Here is a 25,383-nt window from a genome sequence, read left to right on the forward strand (position 1 = left end):
GACCTACGACGACGCTTTCGTCAGCGCGCCGCGCAGCGACTGGATGAAGGCCCTGCTGGTCAGCGTCGCGCCCGAAATAATGTCGACATTGGCGCTTTGGACGCTGATCGCTTCGTCGCGCAGCATGGGCAGCGCCTGCCTGTTGATGTTGATGGAGGTGCGGCGGTCGGATGGGTATTTCAGCACCTTCAGCGCCGTAAGCCGCCCACCTTGTACGAGGGCCTGAATCTGGATGATGCCGTAATAGGCATCGGCGGGCGGACCGGTGTAGACGCCGTCGGCATAACCGTGCGCGGCGAGCTTCATGCCGACCCGAACAACGCGCGCTGACGCGTCCGTGTATGCCGGTCTCGGCTGAGGGATGGGTATGTAGACGGCAGGCGTCACGGCGAATGACGGCGCTTGCAGCACGGGTGCGCCGACAACCGGCACAGCCGGCTGTTTCGGCAGCGTTGGTGGTGGCAAGGCGGCCGGAACCGCCGTTTGCATCACCGGAACATTCGGCCTTCCGGCAGCAGTTGCTATGCCAGCCGTCGTTTCCCGGGCAATCGGGAACCTCGTTCTGAATTGGGGCTCCCGCTGGGTTCGAAACATCGGCGAGGCGGCGGGTGCCGGCGCCACCGGTTGCGCGGCGGGTACCTCTGCCGTGTTGGTTGGCGGCGCCGAACCAAGCATGTCGTCGGCGGGCCGTATGCCGGCCTGATCCCAGACATAAGCGCCGGAGGCGGCGATCACGAGAAGTGACAGGGCAATCTGTTTCATCGGAATCGTGTTTCCACATTGAACCTTGCAGAGGCGATCCATCTGGTTCGCTTCAGATGCAATATCGCACGACCAAGCTGACAACTGGCTGTCAGCCGAGGTCGAGCTGCGAGGGCCCACGAAAGCTCGAGGTGGGGACCGCAAATGATTTGTCCTAGATCAAGATTGTCGCATAAGCAGCGAGGTAGGAAGGTTCTCTCAAGCGAGGTCGCTGCCGATGACTGTTGCCAACGAGCCGGCCGGATACACCGGAACCCAGATACTGCTGCACTGGACAATCGCGGTTCTGATCGTCCTGCAGCTTGTAATCGGTGAGGACATCAAGCCGGCTTACCGGGCGTTCTCGCGCGGCGCCGAGCCTGCGGCTGGCGACATCTTCAATGCGAACATTCATGTCTATGTCGGTTTGGCCGTTCTGGTGCTGGCGATCTGGCGGTTTGCGATCCGTCTCAGGCGTGGCGTGCCGGCTGCACCATCCGAAGAAAGCGCGGTGTTGAAGCGGATCGCCGCTGCCACCCATTTCCTGCTCTATCTGTTTATTTTCGCGATGCCGATTACCGGAGCGCTGGCATGGTACTTCAGCTTTCGAGCGATGGGTGAGATTCACGAACTCGCCAAGCCGGTGATTATCATTGTCGTCGGCCTCCATGCCGCGGCGGCGCTGTGGCAGCATTTCTATGTGAAATCGGACGTGCTGGTCAGGATGGTGCGCCCGGCGGCCCGGCGTATGCGGTGACACCGTGAGCCGCCTGCATGCTGAAAACCATCTCATATCCCGCATCGGCTGGCTGCGAGCCGCCGTGCTCGGCGCCAATGACGGCATCGTATCGACGGCGAGCCTGATCGTTGGCGTGGCGGCAGCCAACGCTGCGGCCGCCGATGTTCTCATCGCAGGTGTCGCGGGTCTGGTCGCCGGCGCGATGTCGATGGCGGCCGGCGAATACGTCTCGGTCAGTTCGCAATCCGATACCGAACAAGCCGACCTTGCCCGTGAGAAAGGGGAACTGGCGACGCAGCCAGACTTCGAGCGACAGGAACTTGCGGAGATCTATGTCAAACGTGGCGTGGAGCCAACGCTGGCCTTGCAGGTCGCGGACCAATTGATGGCGAAGGATGCGCTCGGCGCCCACGCTCGCGACGAACTTGGCATCTCGGAGGTGACGACGGCGCGACCGATCCAGGCTGCCTTGGCCTCGGCGGCGGCTTTTTCGATTGGTGCAGCCATGCCGTTGGCGATGGTCCTCGTTTCACCTGCCGCGTGGCTTGTCGCAATTGTGTCAATTGCCTCGCTTCTGTTCCTTGCGGTGCTGGGTGCCATTGGGGCAAAGGCCGGCGGCGCCAATGTGTTGAGGGCAACTGTTCGCGTCACCTTCTGGGGCGCGGCGGCAATGGCGCTGACCGCCGGCATTGGCGCCGTCGTTGGTACCGCCATCTGACTCGGTCGCCCGAGGCCGAGGGCCATAGCAGCTTCCGTCCGCAATTTCGCTGCGTCGAAAAACAGGCAAGGGTGATTGGGAACACTCGACGAGCTACCCATTTTGAGCATCGTAGCGCCCCGCTTCGCAGCGGATTTGGGCCGCTTCGTCCTTGGGGCATGCGTGCCGAAAGTCTGAAGGCTAACGAAATTCGCCGTACTTATTTCGCAAAAAAGTACGGAAGCATTTCGCTAAGTCCTTGAAATGCATGGTGATCCCGACAGGAATCGAACCTGTGACCTACAGATTAGGAATCTGCCGCTCTATCCTACTGAGCTACGGGACCACGCGGCCCGACACATAGCCGCTTCGGATCGTTTCGCCAAGAGGCCGGCCGAACGCAAATTCGACCGGCTCTTGGCACTGAAGGTATCAGGCGGCGAGCGCGGTTTCCGCCAGTTTCACCCAATAGCTCATGCCGTGCGGGATGACCTCATCGTTGAAGTCGTAGGCCGGGTGGTGGAGGCCGGCGGTGTCGCCATTACCGATGAAGATGAAGGCGCCGGGACGGGCTTCGAGCATGTAGGAGAAATCCTCGCCGCCCATCACCGGCTGGATGCCGCGATGGACATGGGCGTCGCCGGCGACACCGATGGCGACATCGCTGGCAAACGCCGTCTCTTCCGCGTGGTTGAAGGTCACGGGGTAGTTTGCCTGGTAGTCGACCTCGATCTTGGCGCCAAAGGCGGTCGCCAGCCCGTCGCAGATGGTGCGGATGCGCTCCTCGGACTTCTTGGCTATTTCCTTGCGCAAGGTGCGCACCGTGCCGGCGATTTCGGCCGTTTCCGGGATGATGTTGTAGGCGTCACCGGCATGGAACTTGGTCACCGACACCACCACGGCCTCGACCGGGTCGGTGCTGCGCGAGGCGATCGTCTGCAAGGCGCCGACCAGCTGGCTGGTGATGACGATCGGGTCGATCGTGCCGTGCGGCATCGCCGCGTGGCCGCCCTTGCCGCGCACGGTGATGGTGAACTCGGCGGTCGCCGCCATGATCGGGCCCGGGCGGATGGCGAACTGCCCGACAGGCAGGCCCGGCATGTTATGCATGCCGAACACTTTGGAGATGTCGAAACGCTCCATCATGCCGTCCTTGACCATCTCGTTGCCGCCGCCGCCGCCTTCCTCGGCCGGCTGGAAGATCACCGCCACCGAGCCGGTGAAGTTGCGCGTTTCGGCGAGATATTTCGCGGCACCCAGAAGCATTGCTGTGTGGCCGTCATGGCCGCAGGCATGCATCTTGCCGGGAATGGTCGAGGCGTAGGGTTTGCCTGATATCTCGTTGAGCGGCAGCGCGTCCATGTCGGCGCGCAGGCCGATGGTGGGGCCTTCGCCCTGGCGGCCGCGAATGATGCCGACCACGCCGGTCTTGCCGAGGCCGGTGACCACATCGTCGCAGCCGAAGGCTTTCAACTTCTCGGTGACGAAGGCCGCGGTCTTGAAGACGTCGAAGTTCAGTTCTGGCGTCTGGTGCAGATGCTGGCGCCAGCCGGCAACTTCGTCCTGCATTTCGGCGGCACGGTTCAGGATTGGCATGATGGTTCCATCTCGCTGTTGGGACAGGCGGGTGTTGTCCGCTGCCTTGCAATTGTGATCGCCAGGCACTTTGCCATGTTGGCGTCACATAGAGTAAATAGCACCGCAACAATGCGGTCCGGTTTTTGAGGGTCGGACCATATGCTGGCGATCGCGTAACGAAATCTTACGGAGCCAGGGGCGACTACGGCAAGAGGCGATTTCGGATTTGATCATGCGGCACAGGCATTTCCTCAAACTATTCTCGGCTGGCACAATCGCGCTGTCGGTCCTGGCTGGGCCGGCACTGGCCAATCCAGTGGTCGTGTTCGACCTTGGCAGCGGCAAGATCCTGCAACATCAGGATGCGTTCAAGCGCTGGTATCCGGCGTCGCTGAGCAAGCTGATGACCGCTTATGTGACCTTTCGGGCACTGGCAGCCGGCGAGGTGCAGCTCGACTCGCCGATCAAGGTGACCAAACACTCCGCCGCCGAGCCGCCAAGCAAGATGGGTTTCAAGCCGGGCTCGGTGATGCGGCTGGACAATGCGCTGAAGATGATGCTGGTCAAATCGGCCAACGACATCGCCATGGCCGTCGGCGAAAATGTCGGGGGTTCGCAGGCAGCCTTTGCTGAGCGCATGAATGCCGAAGCGACCCGGCTCGGCATGAACGGCACGCATTTCGTCAATCCGAACGGGCTCTATTCGCCAGACCAGTACACGACGGCACGCGACCTTGCCGTGCTGGTGATGGCGATCCGCCGCGAATTTCCGCAATATGTGCCCTGGTTCTCGATCGAGGGTCTTGCCGTCGGCAAGAAGGCCATTCCCAACTACAATCTCTTGATCGGCCGCTATCCCGGCGCCGACGGCATGAAGACCGGCTTTGTCTGCCCCTCCGGCTTCAACATGATCGGCTCGGCGACCCGCAACGGGCGCACGCTGGTCGCGGTCGTGCTTGGCGAGAAATCGGCGGTCACCCGTGCCGAGACCGCGGCAAAACTGCTCGACCAGGGTTTTGACACGCCGGCCAGCGGTTCGGCCACCGTCACCACGCTGGCACCCTATGGCGACACGGTCTCGCCCAACGACATGCATGACGAGGTCTGCAAGAAGAAGACGCCGCAGGAGCAGTCGGAGGCGCCGCCGGTCGCCGCCAAGGACGTGCCGAAATCGCCCTATCAGGAAAAGCTCGACCATGTGCCGACGCTGGTTGCCGTCGGCCTCGGCGGCGCCACAGGTCCGGCGCCGAAGGCCATCCTCGACCAGGGTGCGCAGGAATACGCCGACGTGCCGATCCCCAGCTGGCGGCCCGACAGGCCGGCGCCAGCCGGCACCGGTCCGAAGATTGCCGGCTCCGCCGCGCAGGGCGACCAGCCGGCCAAGGTTGCGAACTAACCGATGAGCGGCTTCCCGATCCCCGTCTCCGTGCTGACCGGTTTTCTCGGCGCCGGCAAGACGACGCTGCTCAACCGGCTGCTCAAGGATCCGGCGCTGGCCGACACGGCGGTCATCATCAACGAGTTCGGCGAAGTGGCGATCGACCATCTGCTGGTCGAGCAGTCTTCCGACGGCATCATCCAGCTTTCCGACGGCTGCCTGTGCTGCACGGTGCGCGGCGAACTGGTCGACACGCTGGCCGACCTGGTCGACCGGCTGCAGACTGGCCGTATCGCCCGACTTGCCCGCGTCATCGTCGAAACCACGGGGCTGGCCGACCCGGCGCCGGTGCTGCAGTCGATCATGGCGCATCCCGCACTGGTCCAGGCCTTCCGGCTCGACGGCGTCATCACGCTGGTCGATGCAGTCAACGGCAACGCGACGCTCGACGCCCATGTCGAGGCGGTCAAGCAGGTCGCCGTCGCCGACCGCATCGTGCTCAGCAAAGCCGACCTGGTCACCGATCCCGGCGATCTGGAAACGCTGCGGGCACGCCTGCGGCAGATCAATCCGGGCGCCGAACTGCTCGATGTCGCCGACACGGGGACAGGCGTGGCGGCGCTGTTTGACTGCGGCCTCTACAACCCGGCGACGAAATCCGCCGACGTGCGGCGCTGGCTTGGCGAGGAAGCGGCGCACGATCACGACCATCATGACCATGATCACGGAGATGGCCATGACCACGGTCATCGCCACGATCAGCGTGTGCGCTCCTATTCGCTGGTGCATGACGGCCCGGTGCCGTTTTCAGCCATCGAGATGTTCCTCGACCTGCTGCGTTCGACCCATGGCGAGCGCCTGCTGCGGATGAAGGGCGTCATCGAGCTCAGGGAAGACCCGTCACGGCCGCTGGTGATCCATGGCGTGCAGAAGATACTGCATCCGCCGGTGCAATTGCCGTCCTGGCCCGATGGCCAGCGCGGCACGCGGCTGGTGCTGATCACGCTCGACATGCCGGAAGATTATATCCGCAGGCTGTTCGCCGCCTTCACCAACCGGCCGTCGATCGACACGCCCGATCGCGCGGCGCTGGAAAACAACCCGCTGGCGATTGCCGGACGGTAAGCTCTACGATTGCTGCTCGCCGCGCTCGACCAGGAAGCGATGGCCGCCGGAAACCGCCGCTGTTTCAATCAACTGGTGGCCGCTGTCGGAGCAGAATGCCGGAATATCGATGACGGCAAGAGGGTCGGTGGTCTCCAGCCAAAGCCGGCTGCCCGGTTGCATGCCCGCCAGGCGTTTTTTTGCCTTGAGCACGGGCAAGGGGCAGTTCAGCCCCTTGAGGTCATAGACGGCGGCGCGATCAGCCACGGGTTAAATCAACCGCCGAACATGCCGAGCAGCTTGTTCTTCAGCTTCGTCACCCGGCTCTCGTCGGCGCTCGCCGCTTGCGTTTCGGCCACCGGCGCGGCTTCGGAAGGGGCTGCGATGGTCGCGGTGGCGACAGGGGCTTCCTTGGCGGCCTTCTCGGCCTCCTTTTCAGCCAGAGCCTGGGCCTTGGCGGCTTCCTTGGCTTGCTTGGCCGCTGCTATGGCAGCCAGCCGCTGCTCCTCCGCCTTCTGCTTGGCGGCCTTTTCGGCGTCGAGGGCGGCCATCTTGCGGCCTGCCGGCGAATCGATGCGGCCCATGCGCGCCGTCTCGGTGACCGAGCCGTCATTGTTGAGTGACGGCGGGTCGATCGGCACGCGTTCGCCGCGCGCCCGGCGCTTGGACCAGTCGGAGACGATGCTGGCTTCCTTGATGCCGGCGATGGTCGGCTTGGGCGGGGGCACGCTGGCCTTGACCGCGCCGTTGAAAGCCGCGTCATAGGTGCTCATGTAGGAATTGTAGGCGCTCTTCAGCGAATCAGGCTGCGTCGTCGCCGGGCAGGCGCCGGTCGGGTTGAATGTCTCGCCGTCGGCGGCAACCTGGTTGAAGACGTAGCGCTTCTCGCAGACATCGACCTTCGGCGGCACCTTGGTGATCTCGAAATTGTCGTAGCCGACCTTCAGCATCTTCCAGAATTCGTAATTCGGGTCGTTGCGATAGCGCGCCATGTTGGCGGCGGTCATGCGAAACGGAAAGGCCTCGACCTGGAACTCGGTCTGCCCGCCCTGAAACGCGTCGCGGCCAAAGGCATAGATCTGCTCGATCTGCGCATCGGTCATCGAATAGCAGCCCGACGACGAGCAAGCGCCGTGCACCATCAGGTTCTGGCCCGTGCGGCCATTGGCGCGATCATAGGCGTTGGGAAAGCCGATGTTGAAGGACAGATGGTAGTTCGAGCGCGGATTCATCTGCGACGGCCGCACCGTGTAGAAGCCTTCCGGCGCCTGGCGGTCGCCCTCGGTGTATTTAGGCCCCAGCTTGCCCGACCATTTGCAGATATCGTAGCTCGCCACCATGTCGTAGCGGCCGTTGGTCTTGGCCTTCCAGATTTCGAGCTTGCCCTCTTCCTTGAAGATGCGGGCCATCACCGAGGAGGTGCGGACCATGCCCTTGGCCCTCATGTCGGCGAGGATCTTGTCGGGCAGCGGCTTGTTGGCCTCCGGCGCAAAATCCTTCATCGACGAATTGTTACACCCGGCAACGCCGAGGGCGGCGATCAGGAGTCCGGTGCGGGCAAGCTTGACAAACATGGCTACGGATATCGTCTTTTCTCTGGCGCCGGGCGTTTCACGCCTTGGCTACTGCACTGCGCATCGACGGACCCTAAGCCCGTTAACCCTAATAAATTCCTTACCGCAAGTGTCGACGCGTCCCCTGACGGCAGTCCCATTGAGCCGAATGCAGCGGCATTTTTGTGGCAAAAATGCTCCGCGCCGCCACATTGTATCAGGCAAGGCTGCCCGTGGTCAGAGACTGCGGCCCATAGCCAGGTACTTCTCGCGGCGCTGCTCGCGGAAATCGGTGTTGGCGCCGGCAAATTCCTTCATCGTCCTGGCGATGAGGTCGCCGGTCGCGGCAATCACGGTTTCGGCGCCGCGATGCGCCCCGCCGAGCGGCTCGGGAATGATGGCGTCGATGATCTTCAGCTCCAGAAGATCCTGCGCGGTAATCTTCATGTTGGTCGCCGCGTCCTTCGAACGCGTCGTGTCGCGCCACAAGATCGAGGCAGCACCCTCGGGCGAAATCACCGAGTAGATGGAATGTTCGAGCATGTAGACGCGGTTGGCGGTGGCGATGGCGATGGCGCCGCCCGAGCCGCCTTCGCCGATGACCACCGAGATCGACGGCACTTTCAGGCCAAGACAGGCCGAGGTCGAACGGGCGATGGCTTCCGCCTGGCCGCGCTCCTCGGCGCCGACGCCGGGATAGGCGCCGGCGGTATCGACCAGCGTCAGCAGCGGGATCTTGAAGCGGTCGGCGAGTTCCATCAGCCGCACCGCCTTGCGGTAGCCTTCCGGCCGCACCGAGCCGAAATTGTGCTTCAGCCGGCTGGTCGTGTCGGAACCCTTTTCCTGGCCGATGATGGCGACAGGCTCGCCGCGAAAACGGGCGAAGCCGCCGACGATCGCCTGGTCCTCGCCGTAATTGCGGTCGCCCGCCAGTGGCGTGAAATCATTGAACAGGCCCTTGATGTAGTCGACGCAATGCGGCCTGTCGGGATGGCGCGCCACCTGCACCTTCTGCCACGGGGTCAGCGCCTTGTAGGCGTCGCGCAGGGCGTCGCGGGAGCGCTTCTCGAGACGGCTGATCTCGTCGCCGACGTCGACCGCCTCGCCATTCTCGGCAAGCTTCTTCAGCTCGAGGATCTTGCCCTCGAGGTCCTGCACCGGCTTTTCGAAATCGAGGTAATTGTACATGCGTGAGCGGACCGATACGTCGGAAGGCAATGGCTGACGGAACCCTTGAATACAAGGCTCCGGGCGGTGGAATGTCGTCCTCACATAGCGATATGAGGCCTAGTCGGCAAGCGGATGATGATCGTTGACCAACCGCACCAGCCGCTCTTCCAGCACATGGGTGTAAATCTGTGTCGTCGATATGTCGGCGTGGCCGAGCAATTGCTGCACGGCCCTGAGATCGGCGCCGTTCTGCAGGAGGTGGCTGGCGAAAGCATGGCGCAGCACATGCGGCGAGATCTTCGCCGATGCGATGCCGGCCCTTGCCGCCAGCCCTTTCAGGTCGCGCGCGAAGACCTGGCGCGAGAGATAGCCGCTGTCGGAGGCGGCCGGAAACAGGAACGCACTGTCGACGAAAGCAGGCACCTTGGCGCGGGCGGTAAGCCAAGTCTTCATCGCTATACGCGCCTTGGCCGAGAGCGGCACCATGCGCTCCTTGTCGCCCTTGCCGCGCACCATGAAGAAGCGGTCGTCGCGCTGCGCCACCGTCACCGGCAGGCTGACCAGCTCGGAAACGCGCAGGCCGGTGGCATAAAGCACCTCGACCAGCGCATGCAGGCGCAGTGCCGCCAGACTGTCACCGTCGCCCGACGAGACATCGCCGGCCTCAAGCGCCGCGCGGTCGATCAGCCGGCCGGTGTCCGCCTCGCTCATCGTCTTGGGCAGCGGGCGGCCCTTTTTCGGGCTGTCCAGTGTGCCGGTCGGGTCATCGCCGCGCAGGCCCTCGGCGTAGAGGAATTTGAAGAACTGGCGGATCGCCGACAGTTTGCGCGCCTGCGACGTGGCGGCAAAGCCGCGGGCGGCGACGTCGTCGAGATAGGCGCGGATATCGGCGGCGGCCGCGGTGGCGAGCCCGCCATCGATCTCACTTGAGGCGTCTTCGAGGTCACGGCGGTAGGAGGAAAGCGTGTTTTCGGCAGCGCCCCGCTCGGCGCTCATCATTTCCAGGAAGGCTTCGATGCGGGCGGCGCTGTTCATTCAGCTTTTCTTGTTCAGCTTTTCTTGGGGTTGAGCTTTTCCGGAGGGATGCGCACGCTCATTTCCCCCTTCTTGGGTTCGACGAACATCACCAGTGCGAACATCGTACCGTAGGCAATGCCAGCCAGAATCGCGAGCGTAACGACAAAGCGAAACAGTGTCGGCATCAATTTTCGCCCGTCTTCTTGTTCTGCGTTTCCAAACCCTGTCCCCTTATGGGACGCCAATCCGGCCAATTCAAGGAAGAAGCTGAGGCTTGTTAGCAACTTCTGATGCAGAGCCCTGCCGGCCATATCGGGCTCAAGGCGCTTGCCACGCTTGACGCAAACGGGCTTTTCATGTCGATACGCCGGCAAAGAGGGCCCTGGAAACATCCGATGAACGCGCTGCCAGCAAATCCTCCTGATGAGACCCACGCCGCGTTGCTTGGCCGGCTGGGCAGCCGTTCCATCGTCTTTGTCGGGCTGATGGGCGCCGGCAAGACGGCGATCGGCCGCAAGGTGGCGGCGATGCTGGCGCTGCCCTTCATCGACAGCGACCAGGAGATCGAAAGCGTCTCGCGCATGACCGTTCCGGAGCTGTTCGAGCGCTATGGCGAGACGGAATTCAGGGCTCTGGAGCAGCGCGTCATCCTGCGCGTGCTGGAAAACGGCCCACAAGTGCTGTCGACGGGCGGCGGCGCCTTCATGAACGCGCAGACACGCGAGGCGGTCGCCGCGCACGGCGTGTCGGTGTGGCTGAAGGCAGAGCTCGACCTTCTGATGGATCGCGTCTCCAAGAAGCAGAACCGACCGCTCCTGAAAAGTGCCGACCCGCGCGCCGTGCTGGAGCGGCTGATGGCGGAGCGCTATCCGGTCTACGCGACATCCGATGTCACCGTGCCGACCCGCGACGACCGCAAGGAGGTCATCGCCACCGAGGTGGTGGACGCGCTGTGCCGGCATTTCGGCATCGATGAGACTGCGGCGACTGGTGAGGTGGAATCGTGAGCGTCGATGCACCCGTTGTTGTAGAAGTCGGCCTTGGCGACCGGACCTACGACATCCTGATTGGCACCGGCCTGCTTTCGCGCGCCGGTGCCGAGATTTCGCGCCGGCTGCCGGGCACGCGCGCCGCCGTCATCACCGACGCCAATGTCGCGGCTGCGCATCTCTCTGCCCTTCAGGCCGGCCTCGAAACGGGCGGCATCAAGCCGGCCGTCATCACGCTGCCGCCCGGCGAGAAGACCAAGAGCTTTGCCCATCTCGAAGAGGTGGTCGACGGTGTGCTGGCTGCGAAACTGGAGCGCGGCGACATCGTCATCGCCTTCGGCGGCGGCGTCATCGGCGACCTTGCCGGCTTTGCCGCCGGCATCGTGCGCCGCGGCATGAATTTCGTGCAGATCCCGACCTCATTGCTGGCGCAAGTCGATTCCTCGGTCGGCGGCAAGACCGGCATCAACAGTGCGCGCGGCAAGAACCTTGTCGGCGTCTTCCATCAGCCGAAACTGGTGCTGGCCGACACCGGAGTGCTCGACACACTGCCGATCCGCGAATTCCGGGCCGGCTATGCCGAGCTTGCCAAATACGGGCTGATCGACCGGCCGGAATTCTTCGCCTGGCTGGAAGAGAACTGGGCAAAAGTGTTCGCCGGCGGGCCGGAGAGGGCGCAGGCCATCGCCGAAGCCTGCCGCGCCAAGGCCGACGTGGTTGCTCGCGACGAGTTCGAGACCGGTGATCGCGCGCTGCTCAATCTCGGCCACACGTTTGGTCACGCGCTGGAAGCCGCCACCCAGTATGACGGGGCCCGTCTCGTCCATGGCGAGGGCGTCGCCGTGGGGATGGCGCTGGCGTACCGGTTCTCGTCGCGGCTCAATCTGGCCAGCCCCGACGATGCGGCGCGCGTCGAGGCGCATCTGCGCGCCGTCGGCCTGCCCTGGCGCATGGCCGACATTCCGGGCGATTTGCCCGACGCCGAGGCGCTGCTGGCCTTTATCACCCAGGACAAGAAGGTGTCGCGCGGCGCGCTGACCTTCATCCTGACGCGCGGCATCGGCCAGGCCTTCATCGCCAAGGATGTGCCAGCCTCGGAAGTGCTGTCGTTCCTGAAAGAGAACCATCCCAGCCAGCAGGAAAGCCGGCTGAGATGAACGAGCCCGGCTGGATCGTCGTCGCCGTCCTTGCCGTCCTCATCCTGCTGCTCGTTGCCGTGCGCACCCGCCTGCTTGCCATGTTCGGATACGAGCTGTCGCGCATCGAGCCGCAGCGCTCGAGCCAGGACGAGTTGCGCGGCGCGGTCGACGATTTCCGCCGCGATGGGCAGGTGGTGCGCGAGGATCGCGACCGCGTCGGCGGCCTGTTCGATCTCGCCGAGCTCGAAGTCTCGGACATCATGGTCCACCGCACCAACATGCGCTCGGTCAATGCCGACAATGCGCCGGAAGCTGTGGTGCGCGAGATACTCCAGAGCCCGCACACCCGCATGCCGCTGTGGAAGGGTTCGCTCGACAACATCGTCGGCGTGCTGCACGCCAAGGACCTGCTGCGTGCCTTGAACGAAGTCGGCAACGACTTCTCCAGGATCGATGTGATGAAGATCGCGTCGAAACCATGGTTCGTGCCCGACACGACGACCTTGCAGGAACAGCTCAACGCCTTCCTGCGCCGCAAGGCGCATTTCGCCATCGTCGTCGACGAATATGGCGAGGTCGAAGGGCTGGTGACGCTGGAGGACATTATCGAGGAGATCGTCGGCGAAATCGCCGACGAGCACGATGTCGACATCCAGGGCGTCAAGCAGGAGGCCGACGGCTCCGTCGTCGTCGATGGCAACGTGCCGATCCGCGACCTGAACCGGGCGCTTGACTGGAACCTGCCTGACGAGGAGGCGACCACGATCGCCGGCCTAGTCATCCACGAGACGCAGTCGATTCCCGAGGAGAAACAGGCTTTTACGTTCCACGGCAAGCGCTTCATCGTCATGAAACGCGACAAGAACCGGATCGCAAGGTTGAGGATCAAGCCGGTCGCATAGAGGGGTATGTTACCAATCCTTCATTGGAACTTCGCGGCGCCTCAGCGCATTTTCCGCCGGGGCGGCCAGGAGAGAATGATGATCGATCGGCGAACCCTGCTTCTGGCCTCGATAGCGGCATTTCTGTCGACCGGCGCCTCCAGCGCATCGCGTGCGCCGTCGCCAAAGACCTTCGACTACGGGCCGGCCAAGCTCGACATCTATGCGCCCGATGGCGCAAGCGGCCTGCCGGTCGTGTTTTTCGTCCATGGCGGCACCTGGCAGTTCGGCAAACGCAGCCAGGTCAACGCCAAGCCGGCTTTCCTGCTCGCCAACGGCTTCTGCTTCGTCTCCATCGATTACCGCATGTTGCCCAAGGCCGATGTCGCCACGCAGGCCAGCGACGTCGAAAGGGCCTATGCCTATGTCAGGGCCAACATCGCCCGGCATGGCGGCGACCCTGACCGCATTGTCGGCATGGGCCATTCGGCCGGCTGCCATCTGACTGCATTGACCGGCATGCGCGGCGGGTTGCCGGGCGTCGCTGCGCTCATCCTCGATGACACCAGGGCCTATGATCTTGCAGCGCTTGCCAAAAATGGCGGCATGGTGCAGGCCTATGCGCGCGTCTTTTCCGACCCCGCGCAATGGGCGGCACTTTCGCCTGCCAGCTATGTCGACGGCCGCAAGCATCCACCGACCTTCATTGCCTATTCGCGGGCGCCTGGCCGCGGCGAGGATTCGAAGGCCTTTGCCGAGCGGCTGCGCGCCACCGGCACCAGGGTCACGCTGTTCGACGGCAGCGCCTATACGCATATGTCGATCAATCACGATTTCGGCGAGGACGGCGACGCGCTGACCGCTGCCGCGCTGGCATTCCTGAAATCGACGGTCGGCTGATCCCGAGTCTCCGAGGCAGCGCGACTGGATCAGATCAAAAGCACTGGCGGGATATTGCCGTGCGGGCGCTCACGGGTGCAATTGCTCTGCGATCTTGAGCGGGAGGGAATTGCATGAACGGCGCCGATGTCCTGTGTGACGTGCTTCTGGCCAATGATGTGACGGTCTGCTTCGCCAACCCCGGCACGTCCGAGATGCATTTCGTTGCCGCACTTGACCGCAAACCGCAGATGCGTTGCGTGCTCGGCCTGTTCGAGGGCGTGGTGACCGGTGCCGCCGACGGCTATGCGCGGATGACCGATCGCCCCGCCGCGACGCTGCTGCATACTGGTCCCGGCCTGGCCAATGGGCTGGCCAACATGCACAATGCGCGACGCGCCTTCAGCCCGATGATCAACATCGTCGGCGACCATGCCTCCTACCATTTGCCGCTCGATGCGCCGCTCACCAGCGATATCGAAGGCCTTGCGCGGCCGATGTCGAACTGGGTGCGCCGTATCGGTGGCCCCGACGATGTCGCGCCGGCGACCGAGGCGGCCTTGCACGCATCGCTGACACCTCCCGGCGTCACGACCCTGATCCTCCCGGCGGATGCCGCCTGGGGCGAAGTCGGCGCAGTCTCGGTTGGCAAGGTGAGGCTGGCGCCACCGCCCGCCGTCGACATGGACGCGGTACGCACGGTCGCCGCGGCGATCCGTACCGCTCCGGGTCGGGCCGGCATGGTGGTTCGCGGGAAGGCCGCACGAGCCGATTCGCTCGCCATCGCCGGGCAGATCTCGACGGGCAGCGGTGTCCGCCTGTTCAGCGAGGTCCTGATCGCGCGGATGCAGCGCGGGCGCGGACGCGTGGCGCCCACCCGCATCCCCTATCCGGTCGATGCGGCGACGGCCGTGCTCAGGGATATCGACGTCCTGATCCTCGTCGGCGGGAAGGAACCCGTTGCCTTCTTCGCCTATCCGGGAAAACCGGGACGGCTTGTCCGTGAGGGTTGCCAGGTGCTGACGCTGGCAGCTCATGGCGACGATTTGCATGCGGCGCTGGAGGCGCTTCGCGACGAACTCGGCGTAAAGCCGTCGCAACAGCAGGTGTTCGCGACCGCTTTTCCCGACGAGGCAACGCCGAATGGCAGGCTGACGGAAGATGCCATCGCATTGTCGGTGGCGCGAAAGCTTCCCGTGGATGCGATCGTCTGCGACGAAGCGGTCACCTCGGCGCGGCGTTTCTTCGCGCTGTCGGCCTTTGCCGCGCCGCACGACTACATGATGGGCACAGGCGGATCGATCGGCGGAGGCATCCCGATGGCGACCGGGGCGGCAATCGCCTGTCCCGACCGCAAGGTGATCAATCTCGAGGCCGACGGCAGCGGCATGTACACGGTGCAGGGATTGTGGACCCAGGCGAGGGAAAAGCTCGATGTGGTGACTATCGTCTTTTCCAATCGAACCTATGCAATCCTGCATGGCGAGATGAAGAATGTCGGCGTCGAGGCGATCGGCGAGAACGCCAGGCGTATGCTCGATCTCGACCATCCGTCGCTCGACTGGGTCTCGCTGGCCAAAGGCATGGGTGTGGAGGCAGCTCGCGCCGATACCTGCGAGCGCTTCGATGCGCTGCTGGACAGCGCCTTGTCACGGCGCGGACCGTTCCTCATCGAAGCGGTGCTCTGAGCGCTGGGAAGCGATCTACCAGCGGGTCTTTTCGCCGGGAGCCGCCGGTTCGATCGCCAGCGCGTGCACGCCGGCCTTCAGTTCGTCGGCTAGCAGTTCGTTGACGGCGCGGTGACGGTCGATGCGGCTCATGCCGGCAAAGGCGGATGCGACGACGCGGACGCGAAAATGCGTCTCGCCCGTGCCGTCATAGGCGCCGTGATGATCGGAGCCGTGGTGGTGATGGCCGGCATGGAGATGGCTCTCGTTGATGATGACCAGCCGGTCCGGCGAAAATGCCTTGTTGAGCTTGTCTTCCATGGTCGTCTGTATGGACATCGCCGTCTCCCTTCACCACATATGGCTGGCGCATCGGCCTTGAAACCGAGAATCGGTCCGTGCAAAGCCGCTGCCGCGTAAGAAAATCCGCCATTCGCCTGCTTTATGCCGCGATTCAGCGGTTAGGGCGATGATCGCGAAAATGTCAATTCTTGTTTCGCATCTGCGAACGCCCCATAAATGGGTTAGATGAAGCCGTACCCCAAATATTTCGAGAAGATTCGCGTCCGCCCCGACAAGGACGCGGAGCTGAAGTCGCACTCGCCGATTTGCCAGTGGGACGGCTGCAAGGAAGCGGGCACCCATCGTGCGCCGGTCGGGCGCATGAAGGAGGGCGAGTATTTTCGCTTCTGCTTCGACCATGTGCGCGAGTACAACAAGGGCTTCAACTATTTCTCCGGCGTGCCGGACACCGAGGTCGCGCGCTTCCAGAAGGAAGCGATGACCGGTCACCGGCCGACCTGGAAGATGGGCGTCAACGGCGCCTCGACGCGTTCCTCGCCGGATGTGGCGCAGATGCGTTCCGGCCGCGCCGGCTACTATAATCGCATGCGCGACCCGTTCGACCTGTTCAAGGGGCCGAAGGATCCACGCGAGGCGCGCGAGCGCAAGGCCAAGCCGCTTGAGGCCAAGGCGCTGGAAACGCTTGGCCTTGATACAAAGGCGACTGGCAAGGAGATCAAGGCGCGCTATAAGGAACTGGTGAAACTACACCATCCGGATGCGAATGGTGGCGACAGAGGTTCGGAAGACCGGTTCCGCGATGTGCTGCAGGCCTATCGCGTGCTCAAACAGGCGGGCCTGTGCTGAGCGACCATACGGTTCGTGTCGTTTTCCAACTTTCCATAAGGTTGGAAAAGGCTCTAAGACCGCCCCCGGACAAATTCGATTGCCGGCGAAATCAGGGGTTTCGCCCGTGGAGACGTTGAGAGATATGAACAAGGTCGATCGTGACATCGCCAACCTGCCCGACACAACGGTGTCGGTGAAGGAAAAATTCGGCTTCGAGTCCAAGATGGTGGTGCCGGCCTATTCGGTGACATCAGAGCATGTGCCCGACATCGATCCGGACTATCTGTTCGACAAGAACACGACGATGGCGATCCTTGCGGGCTTTGCCTACAACCGCCGCGTTATGGTGTCGGGGTATCACGGCACCGGCAAGTCGACCCATATCGAACAGGTCGCCGCCCGCCTCAACTGGCCCTGCGTGCGCGTCAATCTCGACAGCCATGTCAGCCGTATCGATCTCGTCGGCAAGGACGCGATCGTGGTCAAGGACGGGTTGCAGATCACCGAATTCCGCGACGGCATCCTGCCCTGGGCTTATCAGCACAATGTCGCGCTGTGCTTCGACGAGTACGATGCCGGCCGTCCGGACGTGATGTTCGTTATCCAGCGCGTGCTGGAATCGTCGGGCCGGCTGACGCTGCTCGACCAGAGCCGGGTCATCCGTCCGCATCCGGCGTTCCGGCTGTTTTCGACCGCCAACACGGTCGGTCTCGGCGACACCACAGGTCTCTATCACGGCACGCAGCAGATCAACCAGGCGCAGATGGATCGCTGGTCGATCGTCACCACGCTGAACTACCTGCCGCACGACAATGAAGTCGCCATCGTGCTGGCCAAGGCCAAGCACTATCGCGACGCCAAGGGCAAGGAGATCGTCAACAAGATGGTGCGCGTCGCCGACATGACGCGCTCGGCCTTTATCAATGGTGATCTGTCGACCGTGATGAGCCCGCGTACCGTCATCACCTGGGCCGAGAATGCTGAGATCTTCGGCAATATCGGCATGGCGTTCCGGCTGACCTTCCTCAACAAGTGCGACGAACTGGAACGCTCGGTGGTGGCCGAGTTCTACCAGCGCGCCTTTGGCGAGGATCTGCCGGAATCAGCGGCAAACGTGGTGCTGGGCTAAGCAGAGTCTCGATGGCGGGTCCGGGCGACAACACGCGCAACAAGTCGAAGACGGGGTCTGAAGCCGACAGCTTCAAGCGCGCCGTCACCGTCTGCATGCGCGCCATCGCCGGCGACAAGGAGCTCGAAGTCGGCTTCGCCAAGGACCGGCCGGCACTCGCCGGCAGTCGGGCGCGGTTGCCCGAACTGCCGAAGAAGGCGTCGAAGACCGACATTGCGATCACTCGCGGCCTTGGCGATTCCATGGCGCTGAAGCGCGCCTGCCACGATGTGCGGATCCACACCAAGCTGGCGCCGGAGGGCAAGGCGGCTCGCGCCATCTATGACGCGGTCGAGCAGGCCCGTGTCGAGGCGATCGGCAGCCGCGCCATGCAGGGCGTCGCCGACAATATCGGCTCGATGCTGGAGGACAAATACGCCAAGGCCAATCTCGTCGACGTCAAGGACAAGGCCGACGCGCCGATCGAGGAAGCGCTCGCGCTGATGGTGCGCGAGAAGCTGACCGGCCGGCCGGTCCCGAAGAGCGGCGAGCGGCTGGTCGAACTCTGGCGCCCCTGGGTCGAGGAGAAGGCCAAGGCTGATCTCGATGGACTGTCGGCCAAGCTCGGCGACCAGCAGGCGTTTGCCCGGGTCGTGCGCGAGATGCTCGCCTCCATGGAAATGGCCGAGGAGCTCGGCGACGACCAGGAGACGGAAGACTCCGAGGACAATGACGACAACCAGCCGCAAGGCGAGGAGCAGAGCGAGGAGGGCGGCGAAGAGGATTCCGGCTCCGAGCAGTCGCAGTCCGAAGATGCCGAAGCGTCGGCCGATGACGAGCAGTCGGCCGAGACGGAAGCCTCCGACGCCACCGCAGACGACCTGTCCGACGATGACGATGCGGATGCCGAAACACCCGGCGAGGCGCGCCGCAACGACAATCCCTTCACCAATCTGCCAAAGGAAATCGACTACAAGGTCTTCACCACCGCCTTCGACGAGACGGTCGGCGCCGAGGAGCTTTGCGAAGAAGAAGAGCTCGACCGGCTGCGCGCCTTCCTCGATAAGCAGCTTGCCAATCTGTCCGGCGTCGTTGGGCGGCTGGCCAACCGGCTGCAGCGCCGGCTGATGGCGCAGCAGAACCGCTCCTGGGATTTCGACCTGGAAGAGGGCTACCTCGACCCGGCACGGCTGGTGCGCGTCGTCATCGATCCGATGCAGCCGCTGTCATTCAAGCAGGAACGCGACACGAAGTTCCGCGACACGGTGGTGACGCTGGTGCTCGACAATTCCGGCTCGATGCGCGGCCGGCCGATCACGGTCGCCGCCACCTGCGCCGACATTCTGGCGCGTACGCTGGAACGCTGCGGCGTCTCGGTCGAGATCCTCGGCTTCACCACGCGGGCGTGGAAGGGCGGACAGGCGCGCGAGAAGTGGCTGAAGGACGGCAAGCCGCCGAACCCAGGCCGGCTCAACGATCTGCGCCATATCATCTACAAGTCCGCCGACCATCCGTGGCGGCGGGCACGGCGCAATCTCGGCCTGATGATGCGCGAAGGCCTGCTCAAGGAAAATATCGACGGCGAGGCGCTGTTGTGGGCGCATAACCGGCTGATCGCCCGGCCGGAGCAGCGCAAGATCCTGATGATGATCTCGGACGGCGCGCCGGTCGATGATTCGACGCTGTCGGTCAACCCTGGCAATTATCTCGAGCGCCATCTGCGCGCGGTCATCGAGCTGATCGAGACGCGCTCGCCGGTCGAATTGCTGGCCATCGGCATCGGCCATGACGTCACGCGCTATTATCGCCGTGCCGTCACTATCGTCGATGCCGAGGAACTGGCCGGCGCCATGACCGAGCAACTGGCCTCGCTGTTCGCCGAAGAAAGCGCGCGCGACACGCGGCGCGGCGGCATGCGGCGCGCCGGATGATCTTTTCGCGCGGCGGTTCAAGAGCGGTTCATCGTTTCACGGAAATGCCGAACCGCTCTAACTCCTTGTTTTGGCGCAATTCCGGACGGAAAACCGTTTCACACTTTTCCTGGAATTGCTTCAGGCAGACGCTTTTCGCCGCCATCGCCCTGCTTTCCGGCGTCGCTTCGGCTGAGTCCACCTCGGTCGAACCGGTCGAAGTCTCGGCCCGACCGATCGCCGACTTCCACATTGGCCACGCCGACAAGCAGTTCGGCCCGCTCGAATTCGTCGGCGGGCTGGAGATGACCTCGCCGGAACGCGATTTCGGCGCGCTGTCGGCCTTCCGGTTTCTGAAAGCCGGCGGCGATTTCATCGGCGTCGCCGATACCGGCTTCTGGTTCTTTGGCACGGTGGTTCGCGACGCCGACAAGCGGCCGTCCGGCATCCAGAATTTCCGCATGCAGCAGATGGTCGACGAGACCGGCCGGCCGATCGACAAGAAATGGGAGGTCGATGCGGAAGGCCTCGCGGTCAAGGACGGCATCGCCACCGTCGGCTTCGAGCGCAACCACCGCGTCGCCCAGTTCAAGATCGACTCCAACGACATGAAGGCGCCGTTCAGGCAACTGGATTTCGTGGTTCCGGCCTGGGAACTGCGCCAGAATCGCGGCTTCGAGACCGTCACCCATGCCAATGCCAACGGACAGCATCAGGGCGGGCTGGTCGTGGTCTCCGAGAAGAGCCTGGACAAGGCGGGCAACATCTATGCCGCCATCATCGAAGGGCCGCACAAGGGCGTCTTCACCGTCAAGCGCAACGGCGATTTCGACATCACCGATGGCGCCTTCCTGCCGGATGGGGATCTGCTGCTTCTGGAGCGCAGCTTCTCGATGGCCCGCGGCGTCAAGATGCGGCTGCGGCGTATCTATGGCGAAAGCGTCGAGAAAGGCGCCGTCGCCGACGGGCCAGTGCTGCTGGAGGCTGACATGGGCTACCAGATCGACAATATGGAGGGGCTCGACGTCTGGATCCGCGACGACGGCGCGCTGATGGTGTCGCTGATCTCCGATGACAACCACTCGATCCTGCAGCGCAACCTCTATCTGGAATTCATCCTGCATCAGGATTGAGCGACGCCGGCCTTACGTCTTGGCGGCGATCCAGATGACATGGCGCGCGCCGCGCTTGCCGTTGGCGCGCGTGTTGACCTCCTCGACTGAGAAGCCTGCCTGCTTCAGCCGCCGCGCGAAGCCGCTGTCGGGGCCTTGCGACCACACCGCCAGCACGCCGCCCGGCTTGAGGGCGCTGCGCGCAGCACTGAGACCCTGCAGGCTGTAAAGCGCATCGTTGGATTTGTGGACGATGCCTTCGGGACCGTTGTCGACATCGAGCAGGATGGCGTCCCAGGCTGCGGGCTCCGAGCGTATCAGCTGCCCGACATCGGTCTCACGTATGATGACGCGCGGATCGTCGAGACAGCCCCCAAAGACCTCCGCCATTGGGCCGCGTGCCCAGGCGACGACGGCTGGCACCAGTTCGGCGACGACGATGCCGGCATCAGTGCCGAGTTCAGCGAGTGCGGCGCGCAGCGTAAAACCCATGCCAAGGCCACCGATCAGGATTCTTGGCTGCCGGTGGCCGGCAATCCGCTCGCAGGACAGTTTTGCCAGCGCTTCCTCGGAGCCGCTGAGGCGGCTGTTCATCAGCTCGTTGGTGCCCAGCATAATCGAGAATTCGGTGCCACGCTGCTTGAGGCGAAGCTCCTGTGCGCCGTCGGGTGTCTTGGCAGAGTCTAGCTGAACCCAGGGAAGCACGGCTTAGGCCGCAACTGCCGGCTGGCTCCAGCGGACAGCGAGCAGCCGGTAGGGGATCAGTGCCACCACGGCGATGATCAGTTTAACACTGAGATCGCCAAGCGCCCAGGAAACCCAGCGCATGGCGTCGACATGGAAGACGCCCATCAAAGGTGCGGTTTCGAGCGCAAAGCTGTCGTTCGGACCAGCGAAGGCAAAGGCAGCCGAGAAAGCGACGGTGAAGAACACGGCGGTGTCGAACACCGATCCGACCAGCGTGCCGATGATCGGCGCCCGCCACCAGCTCTGCCGGCGCAGCCGGTTGAAGACGGTCACATCGAGCAGTTGCGCGCTGAGGAACGCCGCGCCGGACGCCGCCGCGATGCGCACCAGCCGGTCGGCGGCGGTCTCGAATTCGATCAGGCCGTGGCGGAACAGGAAGGGCGGGACAAGAATCGAGCAGACCACCGCCGTCATGAAGCCGACAAGGACGATCCTGCGCGCCACGGTGGGCCCGTAGCGGCGGTTGGCGAGGTCGGTGACCAGGAAGGAGAAGGGGTAGGTGAAAGCGCCCCAGGTCAAAAGGTCAGCCAGGGACAAGCCACCGATCTGACCCTGCATCGGGAATTGCACGAGAATGTTCGACGCCACGACGACAAGCGCCATGGCGGCCACGAACGGTAAATATCGCGAGAAGAAAGTCATTTTTTTATCCTGGGTAATGGAACCAGCGGAGCATCATGCCTTTTGGGCGATGCTCGCTCGTATTTGAGCACCGGATTGCCGAAACCTTGCGGATCCGATCCGATGCCTAGGCCAACAAGAGGTTGGCCAGAGGCCAACGAGAGGTTGGCCAGAGGCCAACGAGAGGTTGGCCAGAGGCCAACGAGAGGTTGGCCAGGGCGGTCGTCCCCCGCCTTTAAACGATGTCAGGCAGCAGGCTGCTCGGCGATCTTCTTGGCGATCTGCTTCTTCAGCAGACGGGCGCGCTGCGACAATTCCTTGACGTCGGCCTTGGCCAGGAAGGCGTCGAGGCCGCCGCGATGTTCGACCGAACGCAGCGCGTTGGCCGAGATGCGCAGGCGCACATTCTGGTTCAGCGCTTCCGAAATCAGCGTCACATTGACGAGATTCGGCAGGAAGCGACGCTTGGTCTTGTTGTTGGCGTGGCTCACATTGTTGCCGGACATGACTGCCTTGGCAGTGAGTTCGCAAGTGCGGGACATTGTTCTAACCTTCAGTTCTCGGGGTCTGCCAAACATTCAAGCCCACGCCGGGTGGCGCGCGGTTCTGGTCTGGCGGCCTTATGGAAAAAGTTGGCGTTCCATAGTTGCATTTCGCCGAGGCGTCAAGCTCCAGCTTCCCCACGGACGCGCCCGGCATTTTCATATTAAGGCCGGAATTCATCCTATAAGCGGTCTGATAGGGACATGCCAGACCGGAGTTGCCCGCCTCCGGCCGAAAATCAAGGACCCGATCCCGCCATGCTTCGTTCGTCACATGCCCTTGTCGCCATGCTTGCCATTGCCTTGCCGTCCGCCGCGTCTGCTGCCTCGCCGCAGTCGTTCAAGGGCGAGTACACGGTGTCGTTCCTTGGTCTTTCGATAGCGAAATCAACGTTTTCCAGCCGTTATGAGAACGGCGCCTACGCGATCGAAGGGAGCGTCAGCGCGGCAGGGCTGGCCAAGCTGTTCGACGATACGCGTGGCACGATCTCGTCCAAAGGCACGATTTCGGGCAAGAAGATGGTGCCGCAGGCGTTCCGTGCCGATTACACCTCCGGCAAGAAGGCATCGGTGGTCGATATCCGCTTTGCCAATGGTACGGTCACCTCGACGCAGGTCATCCCGGCGCCGGGCAAGCGCGATCCCAAGAGCTGGGTGCCGATCAGTGCCGGCGACCTGGCATCGGTGCTCGATCCGATGGCCGCCACCGTCATCCATGCCGACAGCCTCGACCAGGTTTGCGGCCGCACGGTTAAGTTCTATGACGGCGAGATGCGCGCTAACCTGGCGCTGACCTACGCTTCGAAAGGCACGATCTCGGTGCCGGGTTACAAGGGCGATACGGTCACTTGCCGGATGGGCTTCGAGCCGGTGGCGGGCTACCGCAAGGGCCGGAAGGCGCTGAATTATCTGAAGAACCGCAGCCGCATGATGGTGACGTTTGCACCGCTCGGCCAAACCGGCGTATATGCGCCGATCCACGCCACGGTGGGCACGCAGATCGGCACCTTGACCATCAGCGCCGGGCGTTTCGAGGCGGTGCAATAGGCTAGGCGCCCATACGCGCGCCACTGGAGACAGAATGGGGCGCGCAACACTGATCGGCTTCTCGGCGGTCGCCATGTGGGCGTTGCTGGCGCTGCTCACCGATGCATCGGGCCAGGTGCCGCCGTTCCTGCTGTCGGCAATCACCTTCTCGATCGGCACCGGCGTCGGGCTCGTCGCGCGGCTGTTCATGCCGGCACCCGACAAGAGCCAGAAGATACCGCCGCAGGTGTGGCTGATCGGCATTGCCGGCCTGTTCGGTTACCACTTCTTCTACTTCACCGCGCTGCGCAATGCGCCGGCGGTGGAGGCGAGCCTGATCGCCTATCTGTGGCCTTTGCTGATCGTGCTCGGCTCGGCGCTGATGCCGGGCGAGCGCCTGGCCTGGAACCATGTCGTCGGCGCGCTGCTCGGCCTTGCCGGCACGGTGCTGATCGTGACCAAGGGCGGTGGGTTGGCCTTCGACGCCCGCTACGCCTTCGGCTATGCCATGGCTGCCGTCTGCGCTTTGCTGTGGTCGTCCTATTCTCTGTTGTCGCGGCGCTTCCCGTCGGTGCCGACCAGCATCGTCACCTGGTTCTGCGCCGCGACCGCGGTGCTGTCGCTCGCCTGCCACCTGGCGCTGGAACAAACGGTGCTGCCTGAGGGCGCCGGCCAGTGGCTGGCCGTGCTCGGCCTTGGCCTGATGCCGGTGGGTGCTGCCTTCTATGCTTGGGACATCGGCGTCAAACGCGGCAACATCCAGGTGCTGGGTGCTGCAAGCTATGCGGCGCCGCTGTTGTCGACGCTGGTGCTGATCGCGGCCGGCGTCGCCGAGCCGTCGCTGCGCATTCTCGCTGCCTGCGTTCTCATCACCGGTGGCGCGGCGCTGGCGGCAAAGTCGCTGTTCCTGCGCAAGCCGGTCGCGACCGAGAGCGGAGCCGGGGCATCCGAAGGCGGAGCCCGGGCATGACGATGCCGTTTGCGGGCGGCATCGACGCCAACGCCAATGCGACACTGATCTTTTCGCTGGCGGCGGCAGTCATCTACGCTTTCACGCTTGGCATGCCGCCAACGCTCGCCCGCTCGGCGGCAAAGACACTCACTGTCGCGATGCTTGCCGTGCTGGCGGCGCTGCAGGGCGGCCCGTTGCTGCTAGTCGGCGCGCTCGCGCTCAGCGCCGTTGGCGACGCCTTCCTGTCGCGCGACGGTGAAAAGGCCTTTCTTGGCGGGCTGGCCAGCTTTCTCCTCGCCCACATCGTCTATGCCGCGCTGTTCCTGCGCAGCGGTGGCGGGTTTGAGTTGCTTGGCGCCGAATCGTGGCGCGGAGCGATCGCGCTCGCCATGGCGGTGTTTGCGATCGTCATGCTGGCGGCGCTGTGGCGCCGAGTCGGCCCCGGCCTGCGTGCCCCGATCACCGTCTATGTCGCTGCGATCCTGGCCATGGGCGTTTCGGCGCTGACGACAGGCAATATGTCGGTGATCGGCGGCGCCATCCTGTTCATGGCATCCGACGGGCTGCTCGCCACCGAGAAATTCCTGGTGGCCGCCATCTCGCCGCATCGTGCCTGGATGCGCTTTGCCGTCTGGGCGCTCTACTACGCCGCCCAACTCGCGATCACGCTAGGCTTCCTGCTAAATTAGGGTTCTTGCTGAG

General features: G+C 63.7%; 27 protein-coding genes and 1 tRNA gene. 16 read left to right on the forward strand and 12 right to left on the reverse strand.

Features of this window, described 5'->3' with window-relative positions; genetic code table 11:
• Positions 1 to 3: 3 nt before the first annotated feature.
• Positions 4 to 762, reverse strand: coding sequence for an FMN-binding protein (locus ACZ89F_RS36030; RefSeq protein ID WP_476097018.1), 759 nt, complete (start codon positions 760 to 762; stop codon positions 4 to 6).
• Between the two features lie 217 nt (positions 763 to 979).
• Here ACZ89F_RS36030 and ACZ89F_RS36035 point away from each other — a divergent pair, with 217 nt between their 5' ends.
• Together ACZ89F_RS36035 and ACZ89F_RS36040 are read left to right on the forward strand one after the other, a co-directional pair.
• Positions 980 to 1,498, forward strand: a complete 519-nt coding sequence (locus tag ACZ89F_RS36035) for a cytochrome b (protein WP_476097020.1) — start codon at positions 980 to 982, stop codon at positions 1,496 to 1,498.
• Between the two features lie 4 nt (positions 1,499 to 1,502).
• Positions 1,503 to 2,198, forward strand: coding sequence for a VIT1/CCC1 transporter family protein (locus ACZ89F_RS36040; protein WP_476097021.1), 696 nt, complete (start codon positions 1,503 to 1,505; stop codon positions 2,196 to 2,198).
• 248 nt (positions 2,199 to 2,446) lie between these two features.
• Here the strand turns inward: ACZ89F_RS36040 and ACZ89F_RS36045 are convergent.
• Positions 2,447 to 2,523, reverse strand: a tRNA-Arg gene (locus tag ACZ89F_RS36045).
• 86 nt (positions 2,524 to 2,609) lie between these two features.
• Positions 2,610 to 3,773 carry a M20 aminoacylase family protein gene (locus tag ACZ89F_RS36050; protein ID WP_476097023.1) on the reverse strand — a complete coding sequence of 388 codons (1,164 nt, stop codon included), beginning with the start codon at positions 3,771 to 3,773 and terminating at the stop codon, positions 2,610 to 2,612.
• Positions 3,774 to 3,987: 214 nt separating this feature from the next.
• On the opposite strand from ACZ89F_RS36050, the gene ACZ89F_RS36055 reads away from it, so the two are divergent.
• Both ACZ89F_RS36055 and ACZ89F_RS36060 read left to right on the forward strand, forming a co-directional pair.
• Complete coding sequence (locus ACZ89F_RS36055; RefSeq protein WP_476097025.1) at positions 3,988 to 5,151, forward strand: serine hydrolase; 1,164 nt, start codon at positions 3,988 to 3,990, stop codon at positions 5,149 to 5,151.
• A 3-nt stretch (positions 5,152 to 5,154) separates the two neighbouring features.
• A complete protein-coding gene (locus ACZ89F_RS36060; protein WP_476097027.1) occupies positions 5,155 to 6,258 on the forward strand; it encodes a CobW family GTP-binding protein in 1,104 nt (367 codons plus the stop codon).
• A gap of 3 nt (positions 6,259 to 6,261) precedes the next feature.
• Here ACZ89F_RS36060 and ACZ89F_RS36065 read toward each other — a convergent pair whose 3' ends face one another.
• The 5 genes from ACZ89F_RS36065 to ACZ89F_RS36085 form a co-directional block, all read right to left on the reverse strand.
• Positions 6,262 to 6,504: a sulfurtransferase TusA family protein gene (locus tag ACZ89F_RS36065; protein WP_378983965.1), complete on the reverse strand. Its 243-nt coding sequence runs from the start codon at positions 6,502 to 6,504 to the stop codon at positions 6,262 to 6,264.
• Positions 6,505 to 6,512: 8 nt separating this feature from the next.
• Positions 6,513 to 7,811: a L,D-transpeptidase family protein gene (locus ACZ89F_RS36070; protein WP_476097029.1), complete on the reverse strand. Its 1,299-nt coding sequence runs from the start codon at positions 7,809 to 7,811 to the stop codon at positions 6,513 to 6,515.
• Between the two features lie 216 nt (positions 7,812 to 8,027).
• On the reverse strand, positions 8,028 to 8,978 hold the full coding sequence (locus ACZ89F_RS36075; RefSeq protein WP_056583741.1) for an acetyl-CoA carboxylase carboxyltransferase subunit alpha: 951 nt from the start codon (positions 8,976 to 8,978) through the stop codon (positions 8,028 to 8,030).
• 99 nt (positions 8,979 to 9,077) lie between these two features.
• Entirely contained in the window at positions 9,078 to 9,995 is a 918-nt protein-coding gene (locus tag ACZ89F_RS36080; RefSeq protein WP_476097031.1) for a site-specific tyrosine recombinase XerD, read from the reverse strand.
• A gap of 14 nt (positions 9,996 to 10,009) precedes the next feature.
• Entirely contained in the window at positions 10,010 to 10,162 is a 153-nt protein-coding gene (locus tag ACZ89F_RS36085; protein ID WP_056583734.1) for a hypothetical protein, read from the reverse strand.
• 210 nt (positions 10,163 to 10,372) lie between these two features.
• Between ACZ89F_RS36085 and ACZ89F_RS36090 the strand changes: the two genes are divergently transcribed.
• The 5 genes from ACZ89F_RS36090 to ACZ89F_RS36110 all read left to right on the forward strand — a co-directional run bounded on the left by ACZ89F_RS36090 (position 10,373) and on the right by ACZ89F_RS36110 (position 15,553).
• Positions 10,373 to 10,984, forward strand: a complete 612-nt coding sequence (locus ACZ89F_RS36090; RefSeq protein WP_476097032.1) for a shikimate kinase — start codon at positions 10,373 to 10,375, stop codon at positions 10,982 to 10,984.
• The gene (gene aroB / locus ACZ89F_RS36095) at positions 10,981 to 12,123 is read left to right on the forward strand and encodes a 3-dehydroquinate synthase (RefSeq protein ID WP_476097033.1); all 1,143 of its coding nucleotides are present in this window, start codon (positions 10,981 to 10,983) and stop codon (positions 12,121 to 12,123) included. Before ACZ89F_RS36090 ends, aroB begins: the two co-directional genes overlap by 4 nt.
• The gene (locus ACZ89F_RS36100; protein ID WP_476097035.1) at positions 12,120 to 13,007 is read left to right on the forward strand and encodes an HlyC/CorC family transporter; all 888 of its coding nucleotides are present in this window, start codon (positions 12,120 to 12,122) and stop codon (positions 13,005 to 13,007) included. Before aroB ends, ACZ89F_RS36100 begins: the two co-directional genes overlap by 4 nt.
• 78 nt (positions 13,008 to 13,085) lie before the next feature.
• On the forward strand, positions 13,086 to 13,886 hold the full coding sequence (locus ACZ89F_RS36105; protein WP_476097036.1) for an alpha/beta hydrolase: 801 nt from the start codon (positions 13,086 to 13,088) through the stop codon (positions 13,884 to 13,886).
• Positions 13,887 to 13,999: 113 nt separating this feature from the next.
• Positions 14,000 to 15,553, forward strand: a complete 1,554-nt coding sequence (locus ACZ89F_RS36110) for an acetolactate synthase large subunit (RefSeq protein WP_476097037.1) — start codon at positions 14,000 to 14,002, stop codon at positions 15,551 to 15,553.
• A gap of 15 nt (positions 15,554 to 15,568) precedes the next feature.
• Here ACZ89F_RS36110 and ACZ89F_RS36115 read toward each other — a convergent pair whose 3' ends face one another.
• Positions 15,569 to 15,871, reverse strand: coding sequence for a BolA family protein (locus ACZ89F_RS36115; RefSeq protein ID WP_126070705.1), 303 nt, complete (start codon positions 15,869 to 15,871; stop codon positions 15,569 to 15,571).
• A 189-nt stretch (positions 15,872 to 16,060) separates the two neighbouring features.
• On the opposite strand from ACZ89F_RS36115, the gene ACZ89F_RS36120 reads away from it, so the two are divergent.
• The 4 genes from ACZ89F_RS36120 (at position 16,061) to ACZ89F_RS36135 (ending at position 20,814) form a co-directional block, all read left to right on the forward strand.
• The gene (locus tag ACZ89F_RS36120; RefSeq protein WP_183448134.1) at positions 16,061 to 16,681 is read left to right on the forward strand and encodes a J domain-containing protein; all 621 of its coding nucleotides are present in this window, start codon (positions 16,061 to 16,063) and stop codon (positions 16,679 to 16,681) included.
• 124 nt (positions 16,682 to 16,805) lie between these two features.
• The gene (gene cobS / locus ACZ89F_RS36125) at positions 16,806 to 17,792 is read left to right on the forward strand and encodes a cobaltochelatase subunit CobS (protein WP_109671608.1); all 987 of its coding nucleotides are present in this window, start codon (positions 16,806 to 16,808) and stop codon (positions 17,790 to 17,792) included.
• Positions 17,793 to 17,803: 11 nt separating this feature from the next.
• The gene (gene cobT / locus ACZ89F_RS36130; protein ID WP_476097039.1) at positions 17,804 to 19,702 is read left to right on the forward strand and encodes a cobaltochelatase subunit CobT; all 1,899 of its coding nucleotides are present in this window, start codon (positions 17,804 to 17,806) and stop codon (positions 19,700 to 19,702) included.
• Between the two features lie 44 nt (positions 19,703 to 19,746).
• On the forward strand, positions 19,747 to 20,814 hold the full coding sequence (locus tag ACZ89F_RS36135) for an esterase-like activity of phytase family protein (RefSeq protein ID WP_476097465.1): 1,068 nt from the start codon (positions 19,747 to 19,749) through the stop codon (positions 20,812 to 20,814).
• Positions 20,815 to 20,826: 12 nt separating this feature from the next.
• Here ACZ89F_RS36135 and ACZ89F_RS36140 read toward each other — a convergent pair whose 3' ends face one another.
• From ACZ89F_RS36140 to rpmB, 3 genes are all read right to left on the reverse strand, one after another.
• The gene (locus tag ACZ89F_RS36140) at positions 20,827 to 21,498 is read right to left on the reverse strand and encodes a spermidine synthase (protein WP_476097040.1); all 672 of its coding nucleotides are present in this window, start codon (positions 21,496 to 21,498) and stop codon (positions 20,827 to 20,829) included.
• A gap of 3 nt (positions 21,499 to 21,501) precedes the next feature.
• Positions 21,502 to 22,182 carry a queuosine precursor transporter gene (locus ACZ89F_RS36145; RefSeq protein ID WP_476097041.1) on the reverse strand — a complete coding sequence of 227 codons (681 nt, stop codon included), beginning with the start codon at positions 22,180 to 22,182 and terminating at the stop codon, positions 21,502 to 21,504.
• A gap of 224 nt (positions 22,183 to 22,406) precedes the next feature.
• Positions 22,407 to 22,703, reverse strand: a complete 297-nt coding sequence (gene rpmB / locus ACZ89F_RS36150) for a 50S ribosomal protein L28 (RefSeq protein WP_056583698.1) — start codon at positions 22,701 to 22,703, stop codon at positions 22,407 to 22,409.
• Between the two features lie 258 nt (positions 22,704 to 22,961).
• Between rpmB and ACZ89F_RS36155 the strand changes: the two genes are divergently transcribed.
• Genes ACZ89F_RS36155 through ACZ89F_RS36165 form a run of 3 tightly spaced genes read left to right on the forward strand, consistent with a single transcriptional unit; the run spans position 22,962 to position 25,370 of the window.
• The gene (locus tag ACZ89F_RS36155) at positions 22,962 to 23,750 is read left to right on the forward strand and encodes a DUF3108 domain-containing protein (RefSeq protein WP_476097042.1); all 789 of its coding nucleotides are present in this window, start codon (positions 22,962 to 22,964) and stop codon (positions 23,748 to 23,750) included.
• A gap of 34 nt (positions 23,751 to 23,784) precedes the next feature.
• The gene (gene yddG, locus ACZ89F_RS36160; RefSeq protein WP_476097044.1) at positions 23,785 to 24,699 is read left to right on the forward strand and encodes an aromatic amino acid exporter YddG; all 915 of its coding nucleotides are present in this window, start codon (positions 23,785 to 23,787) and stop codon (positions 24,697 to 24,699) included.
• A complete protein-coding gene (locus tag ACZ89F_RS36165) occupies positions 24,696 to 25,370 on the forward strand; it encodes a lysoplasmalogenase (RefSeq protein WP_476097046.1) in 675 nt (224 codons plus the stop codon). The genes yddG and ACZ89F_RS36165 overlap by 4 nt, the downstream gene beginning before the upstream one ends.
• Positions 25,371 to 25,383 lie beyond the last annotated feature (13 nt).

The organism is Mesorhizobium sp. USDA 3734 (assembly GCF_056279665.1).

Bases quoted from the DNA above. Each gene is read 5' to 3' on its own strand.
- ACZ89F_RS36030 (WP_476097018.1), bottom strand. From the start codon at position 762: ATGAAACAGATTGCCCTGTCACTTCTCGTGATCGCCGCCTCCGGCGCT.
- ACZ89F_RS36035 (WP_476097020.1), top strand. From the start codon at position 980: ATGACTGTTGCCAACGAGCCGGCCGGATACACCGGAACCCAGATACTG.
- ACZ89F_RS36050 (WP_476097023.1), bottom strand. From the start codon at position 3,773: ATGCCAATCCTGAACCGTGCCGCCGAAATGCAGGACGAAGTTGCCGGC.
- ACZ89F_RS36055 (WP_476097025.1), top strand. From the start codon at position 3,988: ATGCGGCACAGGCATTTCCTCAAACTATTCTCGGCTGGCACAATCGCG.
- ACZ89F_RS36060 (WP_476097027.1), top strand. From the start codon at position 5,155: ATGAGCGGCTTCCCGATCCCCGTCTCCGTGCTGACCGGTTTTCTCGGC.
- ACZ89F_RS36070 (WP_476097029.1), bottom strand. From the start codon at position 7,811: ATGTTTGTCAAGCTTGCCCGCACCGGACTCCTGATCGCCGCCCTCGGC.
- ACZ89F_RS36075 (WP_056583741.1), bottom strand. From the start codon at position 8,978: ATGTACAATTACCTCGATTTCGAAAAGCCGGTGCAGGACCTCGAGGGC.
- ACZ89F_RS36080 (WP_476097031.1), bottom strand. From the start codon at position 9,995: ATGAACAGCGCCGCCCGCATCGAAGCCTTCCTGGAAATGATGAGCGCC.
- ACZ89F_RS36085 (WP_056583734.1), bottom strand. From the start codon at position 10,162: ATGCCGACACTGTTTCGCTTTGTCGTTACGCTCGCGATTCTGGCTGGC.
- ACZ89F_RS36090 (WP_476097032.1), top strand. From the start codon at position 10,373: ATGAACGCGCTGCCAGCAAATCCTCCTGATGAGACCCACGCCGCGTTG.
- ACZ89F_RS36100 (WP_476097035.1), top strand. From the start codon at position 12,120: ATGAACGAGCCCGGCTGGATCGTCGTCGCCGTCCTTGCCGTCCTCATC.
- ACZ89F_RS36105 (WP_476097036.1), top strand. From the start codon at position 13,086: ATGATCGATCGGCGAACCCTGCTTCTGGCCTCGATAGCGGCATTTCTG.
- ACZ89F_RS36110 (WP_476097037.1), top strand. From the start codon at position 14,000: ATGAACGGCGCCGATGTCCTGTGTGACGTGCTTCTGGCCAATGATGTG.
- ACZ89F_RS36115 (WP_126070705.1), bottom strand. From the start codon at position 15,871: ATGTCCATACAGACGACCATGGAAGACAAGCTCAACAAGGCATTTTCG.
- ACZ89F_RS36120 (WP_183448134.1), top strand. From the start codon at position 16,061: ATGAAGCCGTACCCCAAATATTTCGAGAAGATTCGCGTCCGCCCCGAC.
- cobS (WP_109671608.1), top strand. From the start codon at position 16,806: ATGAACAAGGTCGATCGTGACATCGCCAACCTGCCCGACACAACGGTG.
- cobT (WP_476097039.1), top strand. From the start codon at position 17,804: ATGGCGGGTCCGGGCGACAACACGCGCAACAAGTCGAAGACGGGGTCT.
- ACZ89F_RS36135 (WP_476097465.1), top strand. From the start codon at position 19,747: ATGCCGAACCGCTCTAACTCCTTGTTTTGGCGCAATTCCGGACGGAAA.
- ACZ89F_RS36145 (WP_476097041.1), bottom strand. From the start codon at position 22,182: ATGACTTTCTTCTCGCGATATTTACCGTTCGTGGCCGCCATGGCGCTT.
- rpmB (WP_056583698.1), bottom strand. From the start codon at position 22,703: ATGTCCCGCACTTGCGAACTCACTGCCAAGGCAGTCATGTCCGGCAAC.
- ACZ89F_RS36155 (WP_476097042.1), top strand. From the start codon at position 22,962: ATGCTTCGTTCGTCACATGCCCTTGTCGCCATGCTTGCCATTGCCTTG.
- yddG (WP_476097044.1), top strand. From the start codon at position 23,785: ATGGGGCGCGCAACACTGATCGGCTTCTCGGCGGTCGCCATGTGGGCG.
- ACZ89F_RS36165 (WP_476097046.1), top strand. From the start codon at position 24,696: ATGACGATGCCGTTTGCGGGCGGCATCGACGCCAACGCCAATGCGACA.